This is a genomic window from Nostoc sp. 'Peltigera membranacea cyanobiont' 213, assembly GCF_002245975.1.
In the GTDB taxonomy this organism is placed as follows: Bacteria; Cyanobacteriota; Cyanobacteriia; order Cyanobacteriales; family Nostocaceae; genus Nostoc.
This window is the reverse complement of the sequence record NZ_NOLI01000064.1, coordinates 12,731-31,024: the sequence shown is the minus strand read 5'-3', so window position 1 is coordinate 31,024 and position 18,294 is coordinate 12,731. Positions and strand designations below refer to the sequence as shown.

Genomic DNA, 18,294 nt, shown 5'->3' with positions numbered 1-18,294 from the left:
TGTTAGTTCTACAACTGTGAATTACATAAATTTTGAGTCTTTTTATGGTAAAAACCCCTCCATCTCAGTTTTCCCCAGATCAATACAAAGTTGATTCTGCACAAGAAAAAGTAGACGCTATTATAGAAACGCCACCATCAGAGACTGAGGTTGACCTAGAGTTTCTTTACACCAGAGATATTGAATTTCGTCAAGAAACTATTTACTTTCTTGTGGTCGATCGTTTTTATGATGGCGATCCAGATAACAGCGAAGGTGAAAACTCAGAACTGTACGATCCCAATAGACAAGAATGGGGTAAGTACTGGGGTGGTGACTTGCAAGGTGTCATCGATAAATTAGATTATCTCAAAAATATGGGAGTTACTGCCCTTTGGCTAACTCCATTATTCGAGCAAGTAGAAGAGTTATTTATTAGCAATGCAGCGATGCATGGCTATTGGACAAAAGACTTTAAGCGGATTAATCCTCGCTACATTGCTGATGGAGAGAATCCTTCTTTAAATGCTACTCAAGAAGAAAAAAATACGACCTTCGATCGGTTAATTGCAGAACTGCACAAGCGGAATATGAAGCTGGTGCTGGATATTGTCTGCAACCACAGCAGCCCTGATACCAGTGGGAGCAAAGGTGAATTGTATGATGATGGTGTTAAAATTGCTGACTTCAATGATGATGTCAATAATTGGTATCACCACTATGGCGAAGTGCAAAACTGGGAAGACGACTGGCAAGTACAGAATTGTGAACTATCTGGTTTAGCAACCTTCAATGAAAACAATACAGAATATCGGCAGTATATCAAGTCAGCAATTAAACAATGGCTAGACAGAGGTGTGGATGCACTGCGAGTTGATACTGTCAAGCACATGCCCATCTGGTTTTGGCAAGAATTTACTGGCGAGATGAGCAATCACAAACCAGATGTATTTATTTTTGGTGAATGGATTTATAGTAATCCTAGTGACGATCGCTCAGTAGAATTTGTTAACCACTCAGGCATGACACTTCTAGACTTTGGCCTATGTGTAGCAATTCGAGCCGCACTAGGGCAAGGTTCAGAAATGGGATTCCAAACAATTCAATACATTTTTGACCAGGATTATCGCTATAACGGGGCAACAGAGTTAATTACCTTCATCGATAACCATGATATGTGCCGCTTCCAATCGCTGAATCCCGATCCAGCGATGCTTAAGGTTGCGATCGCCTTAATTATGACATCTCGCGGTATTCCCTGTATATATTACGGCACAGAACAGTATTTACATAACGATACTGATGGCGGTAATGACCCATATAACCGCCCAATGATGGAAGATTGGGATACTGATAGCGAGATTTACCGTTGTATCAGACTGCTGTCTGGTTTACGGCGACTGAATCCAGCCGTGTCAATGGGTAGCCATTGGCAAAAATACTTGACCCCCGACGTATACTGTTATGTGCGCCGTTCTCGTGATTCTCTGTGTTTTGTAGCTTTAAACCGGGGAGGAGAAGTTACCTTACCAGAAGTAGAAACAGAACTACCTGATGGTGAACATACTTGTGTCGTGACTCGCAATAAGTATGAAGTCAAAGATGGCAAGATTTATGACCTAGTACTACAAGAACGGGGAGTGCTTGTTTTCAGCCACGTTGGGGAACGCATCAAAGCACAAACAATTGTCCGCGTCCAACTCAATGGCGTAGATACCAAACCCGGTGAAATTATTGTGGTGACAGGAGATTGCCCAGAGTTGGGTAACTGGGATATCAGCAAAGCATATCCTTTAGAGTACATCAACTCAAATACCTGGTCTGCCGAGATTCCCTTTGATGAAAGTGCTGGTAAGCTGATTGCTTATAAATATGCCATGTGGCGGGAAGGGCAATCGCCTCTGCGCGAAAATTTGGTAAATCGTCGCTGGGTGATTGCGAAAGAAGGTACTGTTAAATGGCGTGATACTTGGGCATCGGGAAGAGAATCATAGAAATTTCATTCAGATAAACAATGAAGTGCGAAGGAGCAAAATTTTCATCCTTCGCACTTTATTTTTTGTGAATTAATAACGCTTCTTGATACTCCGTTGGAGAACTCGAAGAGTAGCTGCTACATATTTATGTATCCAATACCTGATTTCAAAATGCTTTTTCAATAAATATATATTTTAGCTTATGGTGATCTGGATCACACCATTTTGTCAGTAAAAATAGATAGTATCAAGCACATAAACATATAAGAACTGTCAAAAAAAGAGCTAAAGGCTCTATGTTTTACAGTATAAAAGAACAGATAATACCTTTATGAGTATTAAACTCACCAGTTGTTAATTATTACCAAGTCATCTAAAAAAAAAGAGAAAAAGGTAAATGGTGATGTTCGACCTCTTGCTGGAAAATAAATTAAGCGCTTCAAAAAAACGGAAATTTAAAAAAGAAATTTTGGCACGGGTTCAAGGTCGAAATCCAGACTATTTAGATGATGAAATAAATTTTTACAAAACTGAATTACTTCCCTATTTTATAAAATTGAGCGAACATAATCCTGTTGCCAGTGTTACAGAACAATTACGGCTTTTAGTGGGTGTTTGGACACCAATCTGGTCTACAATATCGTTGCATGAAAGTTTACCAAAAAGAATACAAGATCAGTCCTTCCAAATTTTCCAGCGTGATGGTTACTGTGCCAGTGTAGCCCGCTATATTATGGGAAAAGAGTCTTCTTTATCCCATAATTATCAATCAAATTTACCAGCTTATGATTTCATGGTAATCCAAAAATATGGAGTTCAAAATGGTAAATGGTATCTTCAAAATATAGATAGATTTCAAGCTTTTCAAAATCGAGAAATTCCTCTAACTTTAGAATCAGTCTACAACTGGTTTACTAATGTAGTTAACACTAAAGTCAACCTGAACTCGCCAAAAGATGATTTGCCTAAAGTTCTAAATTTAGACAACATAGAGATAAATCATCCTAATGAATTCCAAAAAATATCCTTAGCAACTTCTCAAATTTTTGAGAATTTATACATAGATAATGACTGGCGACTTGTGAAAACTCAAACACATTCCTCACATCTACCTAGTTACACAATTGCTGTGAAGAGGCAATAATATTGTGTCCACTAAGGTGAGTTACATTAATGAATTTACCGCAGTTATTGGTTTTTACTTCTCTGCAAGACGCTGAAGGGTAATGTAGTATTTGTTGCACGTAACCCAGGAGCGTAGACATTTGAATCAAATCCAATATCTAATTTTTTTGTTATGGCGATCCCAAAGGAATTATTAAGTACTTAGGAAGTGCCAATGGAGTAACTAGCCGATCAAGTTGTATATTAAAATACAACTGTGTATAGATAATTTATCTATAAAGTGTATCTATTTAGGTTGGGCAATACGCGCTTCAATATCTTCTAATGTTTGTAACAATAGACTCCTTGCCTGCAATTGCCAACCCCATTTCTGAATTCTATAAGCTGATACAGTCCCAACTATAGCTGCTAATAAAAAAAAGGGTTGATTTAAAGAAATTCCGAATAACAAACCCAATCCAGCAATTCCCCAAAATGGTAAGGCTACAGTTTGTCTTTGTTCTTCCACAATTTGAGTAATTATATTAGATTTATTATTAGCTAATAATGCTTCTTTTACTTGTCGCTGTTCAGCCACCGACACCGTTAAACCTATTTTTCGCCGTAGTTTTTCCATTTTACGGGCATCAGTGCTGTACTCAGTTAACTCATCTTCTGCCATTTTCAGCAGTCGTTGTAGTTGTGCCATTATATGTATCCGGTATTTTGATACAACTATTAACTTGAATAATTGTTAATTTTTATTGACTATAGCGTTGTCTTTAATCGCCAAATTTAAAGTTACACGACAGAATGAAAAATCTAAAATTGAATATGGGAAAGATATGCAAACAAATTATAAACTTAAAAGGTAATATTTATGACTACAGTATCTAAAAGTACTTTATCTCCATCTGCCCAAGAGCGATCGCTCATCTTGTGGTTTGATGAAGTTGGCATTGCTGATATCCCCTTAGTTGGTGGTAAAAATGCCTCACTGGGGGAAATGATTCAACAGCTAACGCCCAAAGGGATTAACGTTCCTAACGGATTCGCCACCACGGCTTACGCCTATCGTCATTTCATCGAATCAGCAGGTTTAGAAGCAAAGCTACGCAAACTCTTTGCCGACTTGGATGTTGAGGATGTCAGAAATTTACGCGAACGGGGGAAAAAAGCGCGATCGCTATTAATCCACACCCCATTCCCTGTAGAATTGCGAGAGGCGATCGCCACAGCATACCATAGTCTTTGCGAACGATACCATGCAGAGACAGATGTAGCAGTCCGTTCTAGCGCCACCGCCGAAGACTTACCCGATGCTAGTTTTGCTGGACAGCAAGAAACTTACCTCAATGTTGTCGGTGTGGAAGGAGTTTTAGCAGCTTGTCATAAATGCTTTGCTTCCATCTTTACCGATCGCGCTATCTCTTATCGTCATACCAAGGGATTTGACCACTTTAGCATTGCCCTTGCCGTTGGTGTGCAAAAAATGGTGCGCTCTGACTTAGCAACCTCTGGGGTAATGTTTTCCATTGACACAGAAACAGGCTTTAAGGATGCAGCACTGATTACAGCCGCCTACGGTTTAGGTGAAAACGTTGTCCAAGGTTCTGTAAATCCCGATGAATATTATGTTTTTAAACCAACTTTAAAAGCTGGTTTCCGCCCAATTATCGATAAAAAATTGGGTAGTAAAGAACTGAAAATGATTTATGATGACGGTTCCAAATTTACAAAAAATGTTTCAGTTTCCCCCAGCGACAGAGGCAAATTTGCCCTGAGTGATGAAGAGATTTTACAACTAGGAACTTGGGCGTGTTTAATTGAAGATCATTATTCTCAAGTCCACGGCATTTTTACTCCGATGGATATTGAGTGGGCAAAAGATGGAATTACTAACCAACTTTTTATTGTACAAGCACGTCCCGAAACCGTACAGTCGCAGAAGACAGGAAATGTATTACGGAGTTATCGGTTGGTATTGGGGAATAGAGAATGGGGAATCGGGAATGGGGAAAAATCTCCTAACTCTTCACTCACCGATTCTCAATCGCCAATTCCCTTGGTTACGGGAAGTGCAATTGGAGAAGCGATTAGTCAAGGGAAAGCCCGCTTAATTTTAGATGTTCAAAAACTCGAACAGTTTCAACCTGGGGAAGTTTTGGTGACAGAAAGAACCGATCCCGACTGGGAACCAATTATGAAACGCGCCAGTGCAATTGTCACCAACTCTGGTGGTAGAACATGCTTTGATGGAGAAACCAAAATATTAACCAATAAAGGGTTTCTAACCTTACGTCAGGTTTATGAGCAAGGTTATGAAGGTTTGCTAACTCTATCATTAAATACTCAGACCAACAAAATAGAGTGGCAACCAATTCTGGATGCCATGAAAAGACAAGCGAAAATGATTAGCGTCAGCGTCTCTCAAACAGGTAGAGTGACTGACAACTACTTACGCTTAACACCAGATCACAAAATGATTAATATCAGAGGTGGTGAATATCTAAAAACTGAAATTCAAGATATGCTTATAGCCCAAGAAATGGTGGTAATAGCAGAAAATATTCCGCAATTAGGTGTACCCGAAAAAGAGAATATCAAGCTGGCTTATTTATTAGGGGGTATACTCACAGATGGTTCTATTTATAGAAGCCGTACTCATGGAGAGGTACAGTTTATCGAAAAGGATACTTTGCCGAAGCAGCAATTTATAGCAGCTATGCAGGAATGCATGAATACAGTTTACGATAAACCATTTGTTGCTCATTTCAAAAAAGTATCTTCTGGCTCAATAAGAGGTCAATTAGTAGTAGGTCAAGCAACAGCTTATAGACTATACTCTAAAAAAATAGCCTACAATTTGCATGAGAAAGAGCAAAATATTGTGAGTATGTTGCTCAATAACTCTGTGGAATTTGCTTATAATTTTCTGGCAGGTGTGATTGATGGAGATGGTTGTTACTTTAATAATCGCATTCATATATATGCGTCAGAAGAACTGCTATTACAAGCTATAATTCTGGCTTGTTTAAAAATAGGGACTGTTCCTCAAGTGACCAACAATCGAGGAATATATAATGTCCAGTTGGTTGAAAAATTAACAGAAATATTGCAATTTACCAACAGGGTTAAAGGGAAAGTTAGCGATAGAGTAATACAAACACGCTTCTTTGCTACCAAACAACTATTTGATGAAAATGCCACAGGACAGATAAAACTCAGAAGAGATAATAATTTACTGATTTCTGACAAACAACTACATAAAATTGGCAAATTCAATCGTCTATTTGCAAGCGATATTCGGATGCAGAGGGTAGTTGCAGTTGATGAAGAAATTCATGATGATGATGTGTTCAATATTACAGTTGCCGAACACCATAACTATGTTGTATTCACAAGTAAATATACCCCAGTGATTGTATGTAATTGTCATGCCGCAATTATTGCGCGAGAATTGGGTGTACCTGCGATCGTCGGATGTGGCAATGCTACAGAAATCTTAAAACCCGGTCAAGAGGTAACAATTTCTTGCGCTGAAGGAGAAGAAGGAAAAGTTTATGCAGGATTATTACCTTTTGAAGTTGAAGAAGTTCCTTTAGAGAACTTACCGCGTACTCATACTAAAATTTTAATGAATGTCGGTAATCCTCAAGAAGCATTGAGTTTATCGGCAATTCCTAACGATGGAGTCGGTTTAGCAAGGACAGAATTTATTATTGCTAACCAAATCCAAATTCATCCAATGGCGTTGATTCATTATGAATTATTAAAAGATGAATTTGCAAAAGCTAAAATTGCTGAAATGACCTCGCTTTATAATGACAAACCCCAATATTTTGTAGATAAATTAGCTCAAGGGATAGGTAGAATTGCCGCAGCATTTTATCCTAAACCAGTGATTGTGCGAATGTCAGATTTCAAAAGTAATGAATATGCGAATTTGTTAGGTGGGCGACAGTTTGAACCCCATGAAGAAAACCCAATGTTAGGTTGGCGAGGAGCAGCGCGTTACTATGATGAAGGCTACAGAGAAGCTTTTGCCCTAGAATGTCATGCCCTGAAACGGGTACGGGAAGAGATGGGTTTAACGAATGTTATTCCGATGATTCCTTTTTGCCGCACTCCTGATGAAGGGCGGTTGGTTTTAGCAGAGATGGCAAAAAATGGTTTAAAGCAGGGTGTTAACGACTTGCAGGTTTATGTAATGTGTGAGTTGCCCAGTAATGTGATTTTGGCTGAGGAATTTGCTGAGGTATTTGATGGTTTCTCCATTGGTTCAAATGATTTAACTCAATTGACACTAGGGATAGATAGGGATTCGGCGTTGGTAGCGCGATTGTTTGATGAACGCAGTCCGGCTGTCAAACGAATGGTGAAAATGGCCATAGAAGCGGCGAAAAAATGCGATCGCAAAATCGGCATTTGTGGACAAGCACCCAGCGATTACCCAGAATTTGCTCAGTTTTTAGTTGAACAAGGAATTGACTCAATTAGTCTGAATCCAGATTCGGTTTTAAAGACAATGCTAGAAGTGGCAAAAGTTGAAGGTAATAATTCATAATTCGTAATGACGCTCGTTCTGACGCTCGATATTTTCAAGTTTCTAACCAGTTATCTAATTTTAAGTTGGGAATATTTTCAAAATCTTTGATATTATTAGTAACCAGAATATCGTCACGAGAACGAGCCACAGCAGCAATTAAGGCATCAAATTCTCCAGTAGGTTTCCCAATCATTCGGAGTTCACTTTGAATCTTGCCAAATTCAATAGCTGCTTCTATTTCAAATTCTTCCACTGGTAGTAGTTCTATAAACTGTGCTAATATCTCTAGATTCTCGGCTACTTGTCGAGAACAATAAACACCTTTGTATAGCTCTGAAACTACAATGATGGACAGATAGCATTGGCTGAAAAATCGATTGAATTTAGTAACAGCTTGGAGATTTTCATTTAGCAGTGCAATGCAAATGTTGGTATCTAGTAGATACATTAGCCGTTATCCTGATTATCAAGTGAGTCTATAATTCTGCCTTGATAAGTATGACGCTGTTGGTCAATTTCTGTAAATATTTCTTTTAATTCTGGTTGATTTTTCCAAGCCCCAAATAATTGATTGAGTCTAGCTAGTCTCTTATCGTCTGTTAATGGTGATTGTGTTTCCGCAATTTTATTGGCAATAAAATTTACGTCTATAATGATTTCTGTCCCATCTGGAATCTCATCAAGTTGTTCTGAAACTTCAATGTTTTGACCACGTTTTATACCTCTAACTTTCATGTTTAATTACCTCCTGTAATTATTAGTTGATGGTGAATAGTTAACCGTTATTAGTTAATAGTTATCAAAATAAACTCATTTGTCCCCCTTCATTTAAGGGTATCTCACTAGCGACTCAGAAGTAGCAGAGCTAGAACAGGTAATTGGTCAGTACTTTACCTATCTTGCTGTTATGAGCCGCAATTATCGAGATAGGGTTTTGTATATTGCTGTTCATGAGGATATTTTTACCGACATTTTTGAGGAGGAACCCCTTGGTAAACTTATATTGGAAGACTACAAAATTCCTCTGATCGTTTTCAATCCAAAGCGAGAGGTTATAGTCCGATGGATACTCTGGAACAATACAGACAGATAATTTGCACCATTCTTACTGAACACACGAAAATTCCTTACTCTTACGGTGATATTCAGCATGAAACTATTTTTGATAAAGAACAGGATCGATATTTGGTGATGATTCTTGGTCGAGAACCAGTGCCTGAACTTTCTGTAACTGCAACACGCCGCGTTCATGGCTGTCTGATTCACATTGATATTATTGATGGCAAAATTTGGATTCAACGTGATGGCACTGAAGATGGACTAGCAACGGAATTCGTGAAGGCAGGGATATCAAAGGATCGGATTGTGTTGGGATTCCGGTCTGAAGAACTACGAAAAGATTCAGAATTCGCCATCGCATAACCAACAATAGTTGAACTTCTGGATCGCTGCCTGTAATATAGCGATCGCTATATTCTGCTGATGATTAACCTATGTCCAATGCCCCATACCCCATGCCCCATCCCCAATACCCAATACCCAAAAAATGGTTCCGAATTGGGATGTTGGGTATATTTATCCTCTCACTCGCCTTACGGTTTTGGGGACTGGAGCGATTCAACACTCTGGTATTTGATGAAGTTTACTTTGCCAAATTTGGTAATAATTATCTCACGCATACGCCATTTTTTAATGCTCATCCGCCGCTAAGTCAATATATGATCGGCATCGGCATTTGGATTGGCAGTCACATTCCTTTTTGGCACGATACAGTAAATGGGTTGACGGGTTCAATGCGATCGCCTTGGACTTATCGTTGGTTAAATGCTCTTACAGGCTCATTTATTCCTGTAGTTGTGGCTGCGATCGCTTATCAGTTGAGTTATCGTCGTAGCTTTGCTCTGCTTGCAGGTTTGTTCACAGCTTGTGATGGCATCTTTCTGGTTGAGTCTCGCTATGCTTTAAGTAATATTTATATCGTCATCTTTGGTTTGTTAGGGCACTGGTTTTTATTATTGGCATTAGATAACCAAAATCGACGACGTTCATTTTGGTTAGTTTTTGCTGGCATTGCTTTTGGTGCTTCAGTTGGTACTAAGTGGAACGGTTTATGGTTCCTATCAGGTGCTTATCTTATTTGGATAGTAGCTTGGGTAATTCAGGGAATACATTCTTTTCCTAACCCCAAACTCTTTTTTACATCCCCTTTATTTAATCAGGCAGGAGGCAGGAGGCAGGATAGCGCAGCGTTAGCGAGTCTGGGAACCTCTACAGGGGAGGGGGCACAAGAAGTAGAAGGCAGGAGGCAGGAGACAGGAATTAGTACTTGTTCTTCTCCCTCTACACCATCTCTGTCATCTCAGACACCACTACAAAATTTGACTCAGCTAAATATTTTCCAGATGTTATTTTATCTAGGAATTATCCCAGCTTCTATCTACAGCATCATCTGGATTCCCCACCTTCAGCTAGATAAAACTTATGGATTTATAGAAGTACATCGGCAAATTTTGAAATTTCACTTACAACTCGGTGGTAATAGTCCGAACGTGCATCCTTATTGTGCTGCCTGGTACAAATGGCCTTTGATGACTCGACCAATGGCATATTATTATCAAACGGCTGAAAGTATCACCGAACCATTACCTGTAATGGGGCCACCTTTGCCTGCTGGTGCTGGAAAAGTTATTTATGATGTCCATGCAATGGGTAATCCATTTTTGTGGTGGTTTGGTGTTGCTGCCATGTTATTTTTAGCAGGAATGTTAGTTGCACAAATCGTAATGCCTTGGGTGAAGGAAAAGCGTTTTTCTGTGCCTGCAACCCTTAGTGTTGATAGTTGGATTGCCTTGTACTTGGTTGTAAATTATGCTGCTAACTTAGCCCCTTGGGTGGAAGTGACGAGGTGCGTTTTCATCTACCATTATATGTGTGCAGTAGTGTTTGTATTTTTAGCGATCGCTTGGTTTGTCGATCAGTGTCTTCGCAGTTATTATCAACAACTCCGGGTTTTAGGTGTCACCATTACTTTTATGATTCTGGCTGCTTTTATTTTCTGGATGCCTATTTATTTGGGTTTACCCCTTTCCCCCGACGGTTATAAAATGCGAATGTGGTTTAACTCTTGGATTTGATTAAAGCGGATATAGGGTAATTAGAAGAGTAACTTTTAAAACATTATTAATACTCGCTTGGGGTAGCGATCGCCCGATCGCTACCCCTCATTCAGAAATTATCGCCTGATAAACAAAGCCCGATAAACAGGTTCACCCTTTTTTTGCGTACCTATTTCCCGTTCTGTGGGGACTGGTAGCGGATTTTCTGCTAACCATTCTTCTGTACCAACTTTCTGATAAGCTGGGTTAGCAGCGAAGCGATCGCGCATTTCCACCGCGATAAATTCCATATCTGATTGCACAAACACAACCCCACCAACTGCAAGGTAGCTGGCTAATTCTGCCACAAATTCTGGTTGCACTACACGGCGTTTAGCATGGCGGGTTTTAAACCAAGGATCGGGGAATTGAATTGTAACGCGCTGTAAACTCCCTGGAGGGAAGGAAGATAAAAGTGAGTCCAGTGAATTATTCACATTGCAAAATAAGTAATGCAGGTTTGTGAAACCCAACTCAAAACGTAACTTATTCGCTTCCACCACCAGAGGTTCACGAATTTCTAAACCTAGATAATTCCAATTAGGTTCTATTTTGGCCATATTTAACAAAAACTGTCCTTTCGCGCAGCCAATATCTAAATGTAGTGGTTGATTTGGCTTTGCATAAATTTTTTCCCATTCAAGGGGACTTGCTGCTGTTTGATACTTTTTAGCAAGTGGATTGACATGCTGGCGGACTCGGACTGCTGCCAAAATTTCCTCTCCTTTACGTGAAAATATCTTGTTGATTCTGAATACTAAATTTTTGCGAGTTTTCCTTTAATTACATCTTGGAAGGCTTTCTCGAATTCTGCTATTTATCAAATATAAACTATCAATTATACCTGCATTTTTAATCTATTATTCAGCGACAAATATGTTAATTAAGGATTATCAGAGCAATAGCTTATAAAGCCAATTTTAGATTCTTTTCTTAAATTTATCCTGTCAGATTTCAAGTTGAACAAATTAGCACTGAGCAACCTTTTATTCTACTGCTCTTGTTAAATAGCTAAAAGCTTCTCAGATGTGAGTTATTATATCTTTTTTTTACTAGATATTTGGATTAGCTGCCCAGACAAAACAAGGCAATAATATGCTAGGATTGTATCAAATTATGGCAATTATTCAAGAGCAATTTAGCATAATTTTGCGCTTTGCCGAGTAAAAAAGCTAAAATCTACGATTTTTGGAGATTTTTAGGTTATGACAACCTCACAGGAGAGGATTATCCCGATAGACTTGCGAACCGAAATGTCGCAGTCTTATCTGGAATACGCCATGAGCGTGATAGTGGGTCGGGCGTTGCCAGATGCCAGGGATGGTCTAAAACCTGTGCATCGTCGCATTCTCTACGCAATGCACGAGCTAGGTCTACTTCACGATCGCCCTTTTAAGAAATGTGCCCGTGTAGTGGGGGAAGTGTTGGGTAAATATCACCCCCACGGCGACACGGCAGTATATGATGCCTTGGTGCGGATGGCGCAGGATTTTTCCATGCGATCGCCCCTAGTTAACGGACATGGTAACTTCGGTTCGGTAGACAACGATCCACCAGCCGCCATGCGGTACACAGAATGCCGCTTACAAGCTTTAACTAGCGCTGGGTTACTGCACGACATCGAGTATGAAACTGTAGATTTTGCCGATAACTTCGACGGTTCGCAGCAAGAACCCACAGTATTACCGGCGCGGATTCCCCAATTGTTGCTCAACGGTTCCTCTGGGATTGCCGTGGGCATGGCAACCAACATTCCGCCCCACAATTTGGGCGAATTAATTGATGCTTTGGTGGCTGTAATCCACAATCCCGAACTCACCGATCTCGATTTAATGCAGTATGTCCACGGCCCAGACTTTCCGACTGGGGCGCAAATTTTGGGAACATCTGCCATTCGAGAAGCTTACACTACCGGGCGTGGTTCCATTACCATGCGTGGTGTTGCTAACATTGAAACCGTTGAACAACGGGGACGGCCAGATAGAGAAGCAATTATCATCACCGAATTGCCCTATCAAACCAATAAAGCGGCGCTGATTGAAAAAATCGCCGAAATGGTGAACGAAAAGCGGCTAGAGGGCATCGCAGATATCCGGGATGAAAGCGATCGCGACGGGATGCGAGTTGTCATCGAACTCAAGCGTGATGCTTATCCCCGCGTCGTTCTCAACAACCTCTACAAGCAAACGCCACTACAAGCTAACTTTGGCGCGAATATGCTGGCGTTGGTGAATAGCGAACCCCAAGTACTCACCCTCAAGCAGTTCTTAACCGTCTTCTTGGATTTCCGCATCGAATCCATTGCCAGACGCACCCGTTACGAACTGCGGAAAGCTGAAGAACGCGATCATCTCCTGCAAGGGTTATTGATTGCCCTAGCCCAGTTAGATCCAATTATCGTCTTAATTCGCCATGCACCCGATGCACCCACAGCCAAAGGTGAGTTAATCACAACTTACGGACTCTCGGAAGTGCAAGCAGATGCAATTTTGCAGATGCAATTGCGGCGTTTGACTGCCTTAGAAGCAGACAAAATTCGTTTAGAACACGAAGAATTACAAGTAAAAATTACTGACTTGCAAGATATTTTGGCACGCCGGGAGAGAGTGCTAGAAATTATTGAAACCGAAGTCGCGCAATTAAAAACTAACTTTGCCACACCCCGCCGCACGGTGATTTTACCAGGGGAAGGGGAATTAGACGATCGCGACCTCATTGCCAATGAAAAAGCAATAATTCTGGTTACAGAACAAGGTTACATCAAACGGATGCCGGTTAATACCTTTGAAGCGCAAAGCCGTGCTACCAGAGGTAAAGCCGCAGCCAAGGTAAAAGATGATGATACCATTGAGCATTTTTTAACTTGCTGCGATCACGATAGTATTTTATTTTTTAGCGAGCGTGGTGTTGTTTATTGCCTGAGAGCATATCAAATTCCAGCGAGTTCGCGTACCAGTCGCGGGACACCAATTGTCCAAATGTTACCGATTCCCAAAGAGGAAAAAATTACCTCAATTGTACCTGTTGACGAGTTTAGCAGCGAAGAATATCTGGTCATGCTCACCAAGGGCGGCAATATCAAGAAAACCGAATTGGCAGCCTTTAGTCACATTCGCGCCAATGGTTTGATTGCCATTTCCTTAGAAGAAGGCGACCAATTGCGCTGGGTGCGACGCGCTAGAGTAGAGGATAGTGTAATCATTGGTTCTCGTAACGGGATGGCGATTAACTTCCGGTGCAACCACGAACAACTGCGTCCTTTAAGTAGGGCAACTCGTGGGGTGAAAGCCATGAAACTCAAAAATAAAGATGAACTGGTGGGTATGGATATTCTACCCGCAGCAATTCTGGAAACTTTGGATATAGTTACAGAAGCCGAAACAGAAGATATCGAAGCAATCGAGACAATCGAAACAATCGAAACTGAAGATATCGAAGTTATCGAAACTACCGAAGAGGGCGCAGAAGTGCCTAGCAGTGGCGTAGTCGGCCCTTGGGTGTTGGTAATTACAATGGGCGGATATGGTAAGCGCGTCCCTGTTGCCCAATTCCGCCTGCAAAATCGTGCTGGTCAGGGTTTAATGGCAACGAAGTTCAAAAACCGCAAAACCAAAGACAAATTGGCAACCCTACGCATTGTCAACAATGATGATGATGAAATCATGATGGTGACAAATCGCGGTATTATCATCCGTCAAGCCGTAAATGCAATTTCTATCCAATCGCGATCGGCAACTGGAGTCAGAGTGCAGCGTTTAGACGAAGATGACGCTATTACCGGAGTAGCAATAGTTCCACCTGATGCTGTCGATGCACAAGAAGCAGAGTAAGAAGCAGGGGGAGCAGGGGAAGCGGGGGGAGAGATTTATCTCTTTGCTCCCTTGGTTAATTGCCTTAGCTAGCGGCGTTTTAATGGGGCTAACTGTAGCCCCAGTAAATGCATGGTTTTTGGCTTGGATTGCCCTAGTTCCCTTATGGGTGCTAGTTGTCACTTCAGCAAAAGGTAAAAACCAATACCCCCCGGCTTTCCTCTGGGGTATTGGTTTTCATGCTGTCGCCCTATTCTGGATTACTGGAATTCACCCGATGACATGGTTGGGAGTTCCCTGGTTGCCGAGTTTGGCAATCACTCTTTTTTGTTGGGGATTTATCAGTGTCTTGGGAGGGATATTTCTTAGTATTTGGGCGGCTGTAATGGTTCGCCTGGGGGAACAAAAACCTTGGTTGCGTGTACTTATTGGTACAGCCGTTTGGTGTGGATTAGAGAGTCTGTGGAGTGCGGGGCCTCTGTGGTGGAGTTCTTTGGCTTACACACAAAGTCCGCACAATCTCGTAATTGTTCATTTGGGTCAACTATCGGGGCCTAATACTGTGACAGCGGCAATAGTTGCTGTGAATGGGTTAATTGCGGAAGGATGGATGAACCGCACAGAGGCAGAGAGAATTTCCTCTGCGTCGCGCCAGTTGCTACAACGGGGGGAACCCCCGCAACGCACTGGCTTCTCTGCGCCTTGGCGGTTTGTTAATAAATACTGGGTAATCGCCACGGGACTATTAATTACCTTACACCTCATCGGTTTTATCTTATATAACCGTCCCATTGCCCAACGCCCAGAAGCGGCTTTAAAAGTGGGGATTGTTCAGGGTAATATTCCAAACCGACTTTTACGAAGTTCCGAAGGGTTTCGTCGCGCCCAAGAAAATTACACCACTGGGTATCTAACTTTAGCAGACCAAGGTGTAGATGCAGTTCTCACGCCAGAAGGAGCCTTACCTATTTTTCAGAGCAACTTGATGCAAACTGCCTTAGTTGCAGCAGTGAAGGAAAAAGGTGTGGTTGCTTGGATTGGCGCTTTCGGCGAACGGGGAGACAGTTATACAATTAGCTTGTTTACTTTCAACAGTAAAGCTGAAATTGTCAGCCGCTACGATAAGTCCAAACTAGTACCCTTGGGAGAATATATTCCCTTTGAAGGAATTTTAGGCGGACTAGTTCAACGGTTGTCGCCTTTGGAGGCACACCAAGTTCCCGGTTCAGCAAATCAGGTATTTGACACTCCTTTTGGTCGTGCGATCGCTAGTATATGTTATGAATCTGCTTTTCCTGAACAATTTCGTCGCCAAGCTGCGGCGGGTGGGCAATTTATCCTCAGTTCTTCTAATGATGCCCATTACACTGCATCGATGCCATTTCAGCACCATGCACAGGATATCATGCGGGCAATTGAAACCGATCGATGGTCAGCACGGGCAACGAATACCGGATATTCAGCCTTTGTAGATCCTCACGGCAGAACTTTGTGGATGTCTGGATATAATACTTACGAAACTCATGCTGAAACAATTTATCGGCGACAAACACAAACTTTATATGTGCGTTGGGGTGATTGGTTAACACCCTTGTTGTTGATTTCTTCTGGAGGAGCTTGGCTGATAATTCGTGGTATAAAAAAATCTAGCAATTTTGGAAATCCTTAGTTTGATGCGTTACGCTGTCGCTAACACATCCTACGGATATTTTCAGAAATCAAACCGGATTCCTATATTTTTAAGAATTTGGGATGCTCCCTGTGGTAGCAGCTTATTATTTAAAGTTTAACTCAGAATATTTAGCAGTTATTGTTTGCATCCAATACAGTTTATATACATCTTGTGGGGTGTAAAAAAGTCTGCGCTAAGAGCTTCCACAAATCAAACTCCGAGGGCATGTTTCCCTACTAGAGAAGGCTTTTTGTCCCATATTATAAGAAAAAACATAGTTTATTTAATTCATAAATATTATACTTTTCTATGTGAAAAAATTACATTTTTATAGATATTGACTATTTATATACACAGAGAGAAAAAATTTACAATGATCCATAAGGGTGAAATTTAAATACAATATTTCATACCAAATTAAGTTTAAAAAAACTCTACGATCGATAATTTGTATACTTTCAGATGCTTTAATAAAGTTATTAACGAAAGTCTAGTAGAAGCAAAAACATGAAAGGTTTCAGGAAGTTATCCTCAATAGCACTATTGCTATGTGCCTTTGTGTATCCGCCCTCATTAGCTGAAGCAAAAGATATTTCTTTAAGTAATGTTCGCAATGAACAGAGGGCTGCACCAGAGGCTAACCTAGTTGGGAATAAAACCGGAGAGCTTTTAATTGCTCAACGGTGGCCAGGACGATACCGAACAATCCAACGACGGCAGGAGTTCAGACAACGGCAGGAGTTTAGACAACGACAGGAGTTTAGACGACGGCAGCCCGAACGATACCAAAATATCCGACGACGGCAGGAGTTTAGACAACGGCAGGAGTTTAGACAACGGCAGGAGTTTAGACAACGACAGCAGCCCTACGGACGATACAACATTATTCGAGGTCGTTATTAATAACGGCTGATACAGCTAACTAATGGTTAGTGGTTAACCACCACTAACCATTAACAATTGTTATTTTCTAATGACTTGCTACTACCTCTCCTTCAAGGCGAACTAGTCGATCTGCCAAAAGTTTTTCAAGGTCTTCTAATGCCTTGGTGAAACCTTTGATGCCCTCGTCTAGTTTGTCAGTTGCCATACGATCGCTAGCGTGCATTTTTTCATAGCTAGCTTTGTCAATGGATATCTTTTCGATTGACAAGTTTGCTACCTTGGCGGGGTCGAGTTTACGTGGCAGTTCTCCCACAGTTGACTGCAATTCAGCCAAAAGTGATGGAGAAATAGTCAGCAAATCACTACCTGCAAGTTCAGTAATTTCACCAAGATTACGGAAGCTAGCTCCCATAACTTCGGTTTTATAGCCGAATTTCTTGTAGTAGTTGTAGATTTGGGTTACTGACAAAACTCCTGGATCTTCGGTTGCTGGGTAGCTATCGCGTCCGGTATCCTTTTTGTACCAGTCGAGAATCCGACCGACAAAGGGAGAAATTAGGGTAACGCCGGCTTCTGCACAGGCGATCGCTTGGTGAAGACCAAACAACAAGGTAAGGTTACAGTGAATGCCTTCTTTTTCGAGAATTTCCGCAGCGCGAATGCCTTCCCAGGTGGTGGCAATTTTAATTAAGACGCGATCGCGACCAATTCCAGCAGCTTTATACTGAGCAATTAATTCCCGTGCCTTAGTCAGAGTAGCTTCGGTATCGTAAGACAAGCGAGCATCTACTTCTGTAGACACGCGACCGGGAATAATTTGTAAAATCTTTAATCCAAAAGCAACTGCTAAACGGTCAAAAGCTAGAGAAACTATCTGTGCTTGAGTGGCTCCGGCTCCAGCATCTTTCTTCGCTTGCAGTAAAGTTTGATCGACAATTCCCTGATATTCTGGCATTTGTGCCGCAGCAGTAATCAGAGAAGGATTAGTGGTGGCATCTCGGGGTTTGAACTTTTCAATTGCCTGGATATCCCCCGTATCCGCCACTACAACAGTCACTTCTCGCAATTGTTCTAGTAAATTCTTAGACATAAAAGACTCCGTGATGAATGTTACAGGATTGACTTATTCCCTAGCGAGTGCTGAGTGCTGGGTTAGAGTTAGGAG

The 18,294-nt window shown here is 41.2% G+C and carries 13 protein-coding genes and 1 pseudogene; 9 read left to right on the top strand and 5 right to left on the bottom strand.

Annotation, left to right across the window (positions count from 1 at the left end; translation table 11 throughout):
- Window positions 1-44 precede the first annotated feature (44 nt).
- Window positions 45-1,973, top strand: coding sequence for an alpha-amylase family glycosyl hydrolase (locus CDG77_RS18250; protein WP_094330760.1), 1,929 nt, complete (start codon window positions 45-47; stop codon window positions 1,971-1,973).
- Window positions 1,974-2,352: 379 nt separating this feature from the next.
- Window positions 2,353-3,099: a hypothetical protein gene (locus CDG77_RS18245; protein ID WP_094330759.1), complete on the top strand. Its 747-nt coding sequence runs from the start codon at window positions 2,353-2,355 to the stop codon at window positions 3,097-3,099.
- A gap of 267 nt (window positions 3,100-3,366) precedes the next feature.
- On the opposite strand, the gene CDG77_RS18240 is transcribed toward CDG77_RS18245, so the two are convergent.
- Complete coding sequence (locus tag CDG77_RS18240; protein WP_094330758.1) at window positions 3,367-3,768, bottom strand: hypothetical protein; 402 nt, start codon at window positions 3,766-3,768, stop codon at window positions 3,367-3,369.
- A gap of 171 nt (window positions 3,769-3,939) precedes the next feature.
- Between CDG77_RS18240 and ppsA the strand changes: the two genes are divergently transcribed.
- Window positions 3,940-7,626 carry a phosphoenolpyruvate synthase gene (gene ppsA, locus CDG77_RS18235; RefSeq protein WP_094330757.1) on the top strand — a complete coding sequence of 1,229 codons (3,687 nt, stop codon included), beginning with the start codon at window positions 3,940-3,942 and terminating at the stop codon, window positions 7,624-7,626.
- A 34-nt stretch (window positions 7,627-7,660) separates the two neighbouring features.
- Here the strand turns inward: ppsA and CDG77_RS18230 are convergent, their stop codons facing one another.
- Both CDG77_RS18230 and CDG77_RS18225 read right to left on the bottom strand, forming a co-directional pair.
- Entirely contained in the window at window positions 7,661-8,056 is a 396-nt protein-coding gene (locus CDG77_RS18230; RefSeq protein ID WP_094330756.1) for a type II toxin-antitoxin system VapC family toxin, read from the bottom strand.
- Window positions 8,056-8,343 carry a hypothetical protein gene (locus CDG77_RS18225; RefSeq protein WP_094330755.1) on the bottom strand — a complete coding sequence of 96 codons (288 nt, stop codon included), beginning with the start codon at window positions 8,341-8,343 and terminating at the stop codon, window positions 8,056-8,058. Before CDG77_RS18225 ends, CDG77_RS18230 begins: the two co-directional genes overlap by 1 nt.
- Before the next feature lie 118 nt (window positions 8,344-8,461).
- Here CDG77_RS18225 and CDG77_RS39115 point away from each other — a divergent pair.
- The 3 genes and pseudogenes from CDG77_RS39115 to CDG77_RS18210 all read left to right on the top strand — a co-directional run.
- Window positions 8,462-8,701 (top strand): annotated as a pseudogene (locus tag CDG77_RS39115) (element excision factor XisH family protein); the annotation flags it as partial.
- Window positions 8,671-9,030 (top strand): XisI protein, encoded by a 360-nt coding sequence (locus CDG77_RS18215; RefSeq protein WP_094330753.1) that lies wholly within the window; start codon window positions 8,671-8,673, stop codon window positions 9,028-9,030. The pseudogene CDG77_RS39115 and the gene CDG77_RS18215, both read left to right, overlap by 31 nt.
- A 140-nt stretch (window positions 9,031-9,170) precedes the next feature.
- Window positions 9,171-10,742 carry a dolichyl-phosphate-mannose--protein mannosyltransferase gene (locus tag CDG77_RS18210; protein ID WP_190234001.1) on the top strand — a complete coding sequence of 524 codons (1,572 nt, stop codon included), beginning with the start codon at window positions 9,171-9,173 and terminating at the stop codon, window positions 10,740-10,742.
- A 98-nt stretch (window positions 10,743-10,840) separates the two neighbouring features.
- Here the strand turns inward: CDG77_RS18210 and trmB are convergent, their stop codons facing one another.
- On the bottom strand, window positions 10,841-11,476 hold the full coding sequence (trmB, locus tag CDG77_RS18205) for a tRNA (guanosine(46)-N7)-methyltransferase TrmB (RefSeq protein WP_094330752.1): 636 nt from the start codon (window positions 11,474-11,476) through the stop codon (window positions 10,841-10,843).
- Window positions 11,477-11,968: 492 nt separating this feature from the next.
- Between trmB and gyrA the strand changes: the two genes are divergently transcribed.
- The 3 genes from gyrA (at window position 11,969) to CDG77_RS18190 (ending at window position 17,147) form a co-directional block, all read left to right on the top strand.
- Window positions 11,969-14,593 (top strand): DNA topoisomerase (ATP-hydrolyzing) subunit A, encoded by a 2,625-nt coding sequence (gyrA, locus tag CDG77_RS18200; protein WP_094330751.1) that lies wholly within the window; start codon window positions 11,969-11,971, stop codon window positions 14,591-14,593.
- Window positions 14,574-16,241, top strand: coding sequence for an apolipoprotein N-acyltransferase (gene lnt, locus CDG77_RS18195; protein WP_181154381.1), 1,668 nt, complete (start codon window positions 14,574-14,576; stop codon window positions 16,239-16,241). The genes gyrA and lnt overlap by 20 nt, the downstream gene beginning before the upstream one ends.
- A gap of 510 nt (window positions 16,242-16,751) precedes the next feature.
- The gene (locus CDG77_RS18190; protein WP_094330749.1) at window positions 16,752-17,147 is read left to right on the top strand and encodes a hypothetical protein; all 396 of its coding nucleotides are present in this window, start codon (window positions 16,752-16,754) and stop codon (window positions 17,145-17,147) included.
- A 67-nt stretch (window positions 17,148-17,214) separates the two neighbouring features.
- Here the strand turns inward: CDG77_RS18190 and CDG77_RS18185 are convergent, their stop codons facing one another.
- Window positions 17,215-18,219, bottom strand: coding sequence for a transaldolase (locus CDG77_RS18185; protein ID WP_094330748.1), 1,005 nt, complete (start codon window positions 18,217-18,219; stop codon window positions 17,215-17,217).
- Window positions 18,220-18,294: the final 75 nt, after the last annotated feature.

What these genes read in the sequence shown, in the direction of transcription:
- CDG77_RS18185 (WP_094330748.1), bottom strand. Translation starts at nt 18,219, where the DNA reads ATGTCTAAGAATTTACTAGAACAATTGCGAGAAGTGACTGTTGTAGTG.
- CDG77_RS18230 (WP_094330756.1), bottom strand. Translation starts at nt 8,056, where the DNA reads ATGTATCTACTAGATACCAACATTTGCATTGCACTGCTAAATGAAAAT.
- lnt (WP_181154381.1), top strand. Translation starts at nt 14,574, where the DNA reads ATGCACAAGAAGCAGAGTAAGAAGCAGGGGGAGCAGGGGAAGCGGGGG.
- CDG77_RS18190 (WP_094330749.1), top strand. Translation starts at nt 16,752, where the DNA reads ATGAAAGGTTTCAGGAAGTTATCCTCAATAGCACTATTGCTATGTGCC.
- CDG77_RS18210 (WP_190234001.1), top strand. Translation starts at nt 9,171, where the DNA reads ATGTTGGGTATATTTATCCTCTCACTCGCCTTACGGTTTTGGGGACTG.
- CDG77_RS18215 (WP_094330753.1), top strand. Translation starts at nt 8,671, where the DNA reads ATGGATACTCTGGAACAATACAGACAGATAATTTGCACCATTCTTACT.
- CDG77_RS18225 (WP_094330755.1), bottom strand. Translation starts at nt 8,343, where the DNA reads ATGAAAGTTAGAGGTATAAAACGTGGTCAAAACATTGAAGTTTCAGAA.
- gyrA (WP_094330751.1), top strand. Translation starts at nt 11,969, where the DNA reads ATGACAACCTCACAGGAGAGGATTATCCCGATAGACTTGCGAACCGAA.
- CDG77_RS18250 (WP_094330760.1), top strand. Translation starts at nt 45, where the DNA reads ATGGTAAAAACCCCTCCATCTCAGTTTTCCCCAGATCAATACAAAGTT.
- CDG77_RS18240 (WP_094330758.1), bottom strand. Translation starts at nt 3,768, where the DNA reads ATGGCACAACTACAACGACTGCTGAAAATGGCAGAAGATGAGTTAACT.
- CDG77_RS18245 (WP_094330759.1), top strand. Translation starts at nt 2,353, where the DNA reads ATGGTGATGTTCGACCTCTTGCTGGAAAATAAATTAAGCGCTTCAAAA.
- ppsA (WP_094330757.1), top strand. Translation starts at nt 3,940, where the DNA reads ATGACTACAGTATCTAAAAGTACTTTATCTCCATCTGCCCAAGAGCGA.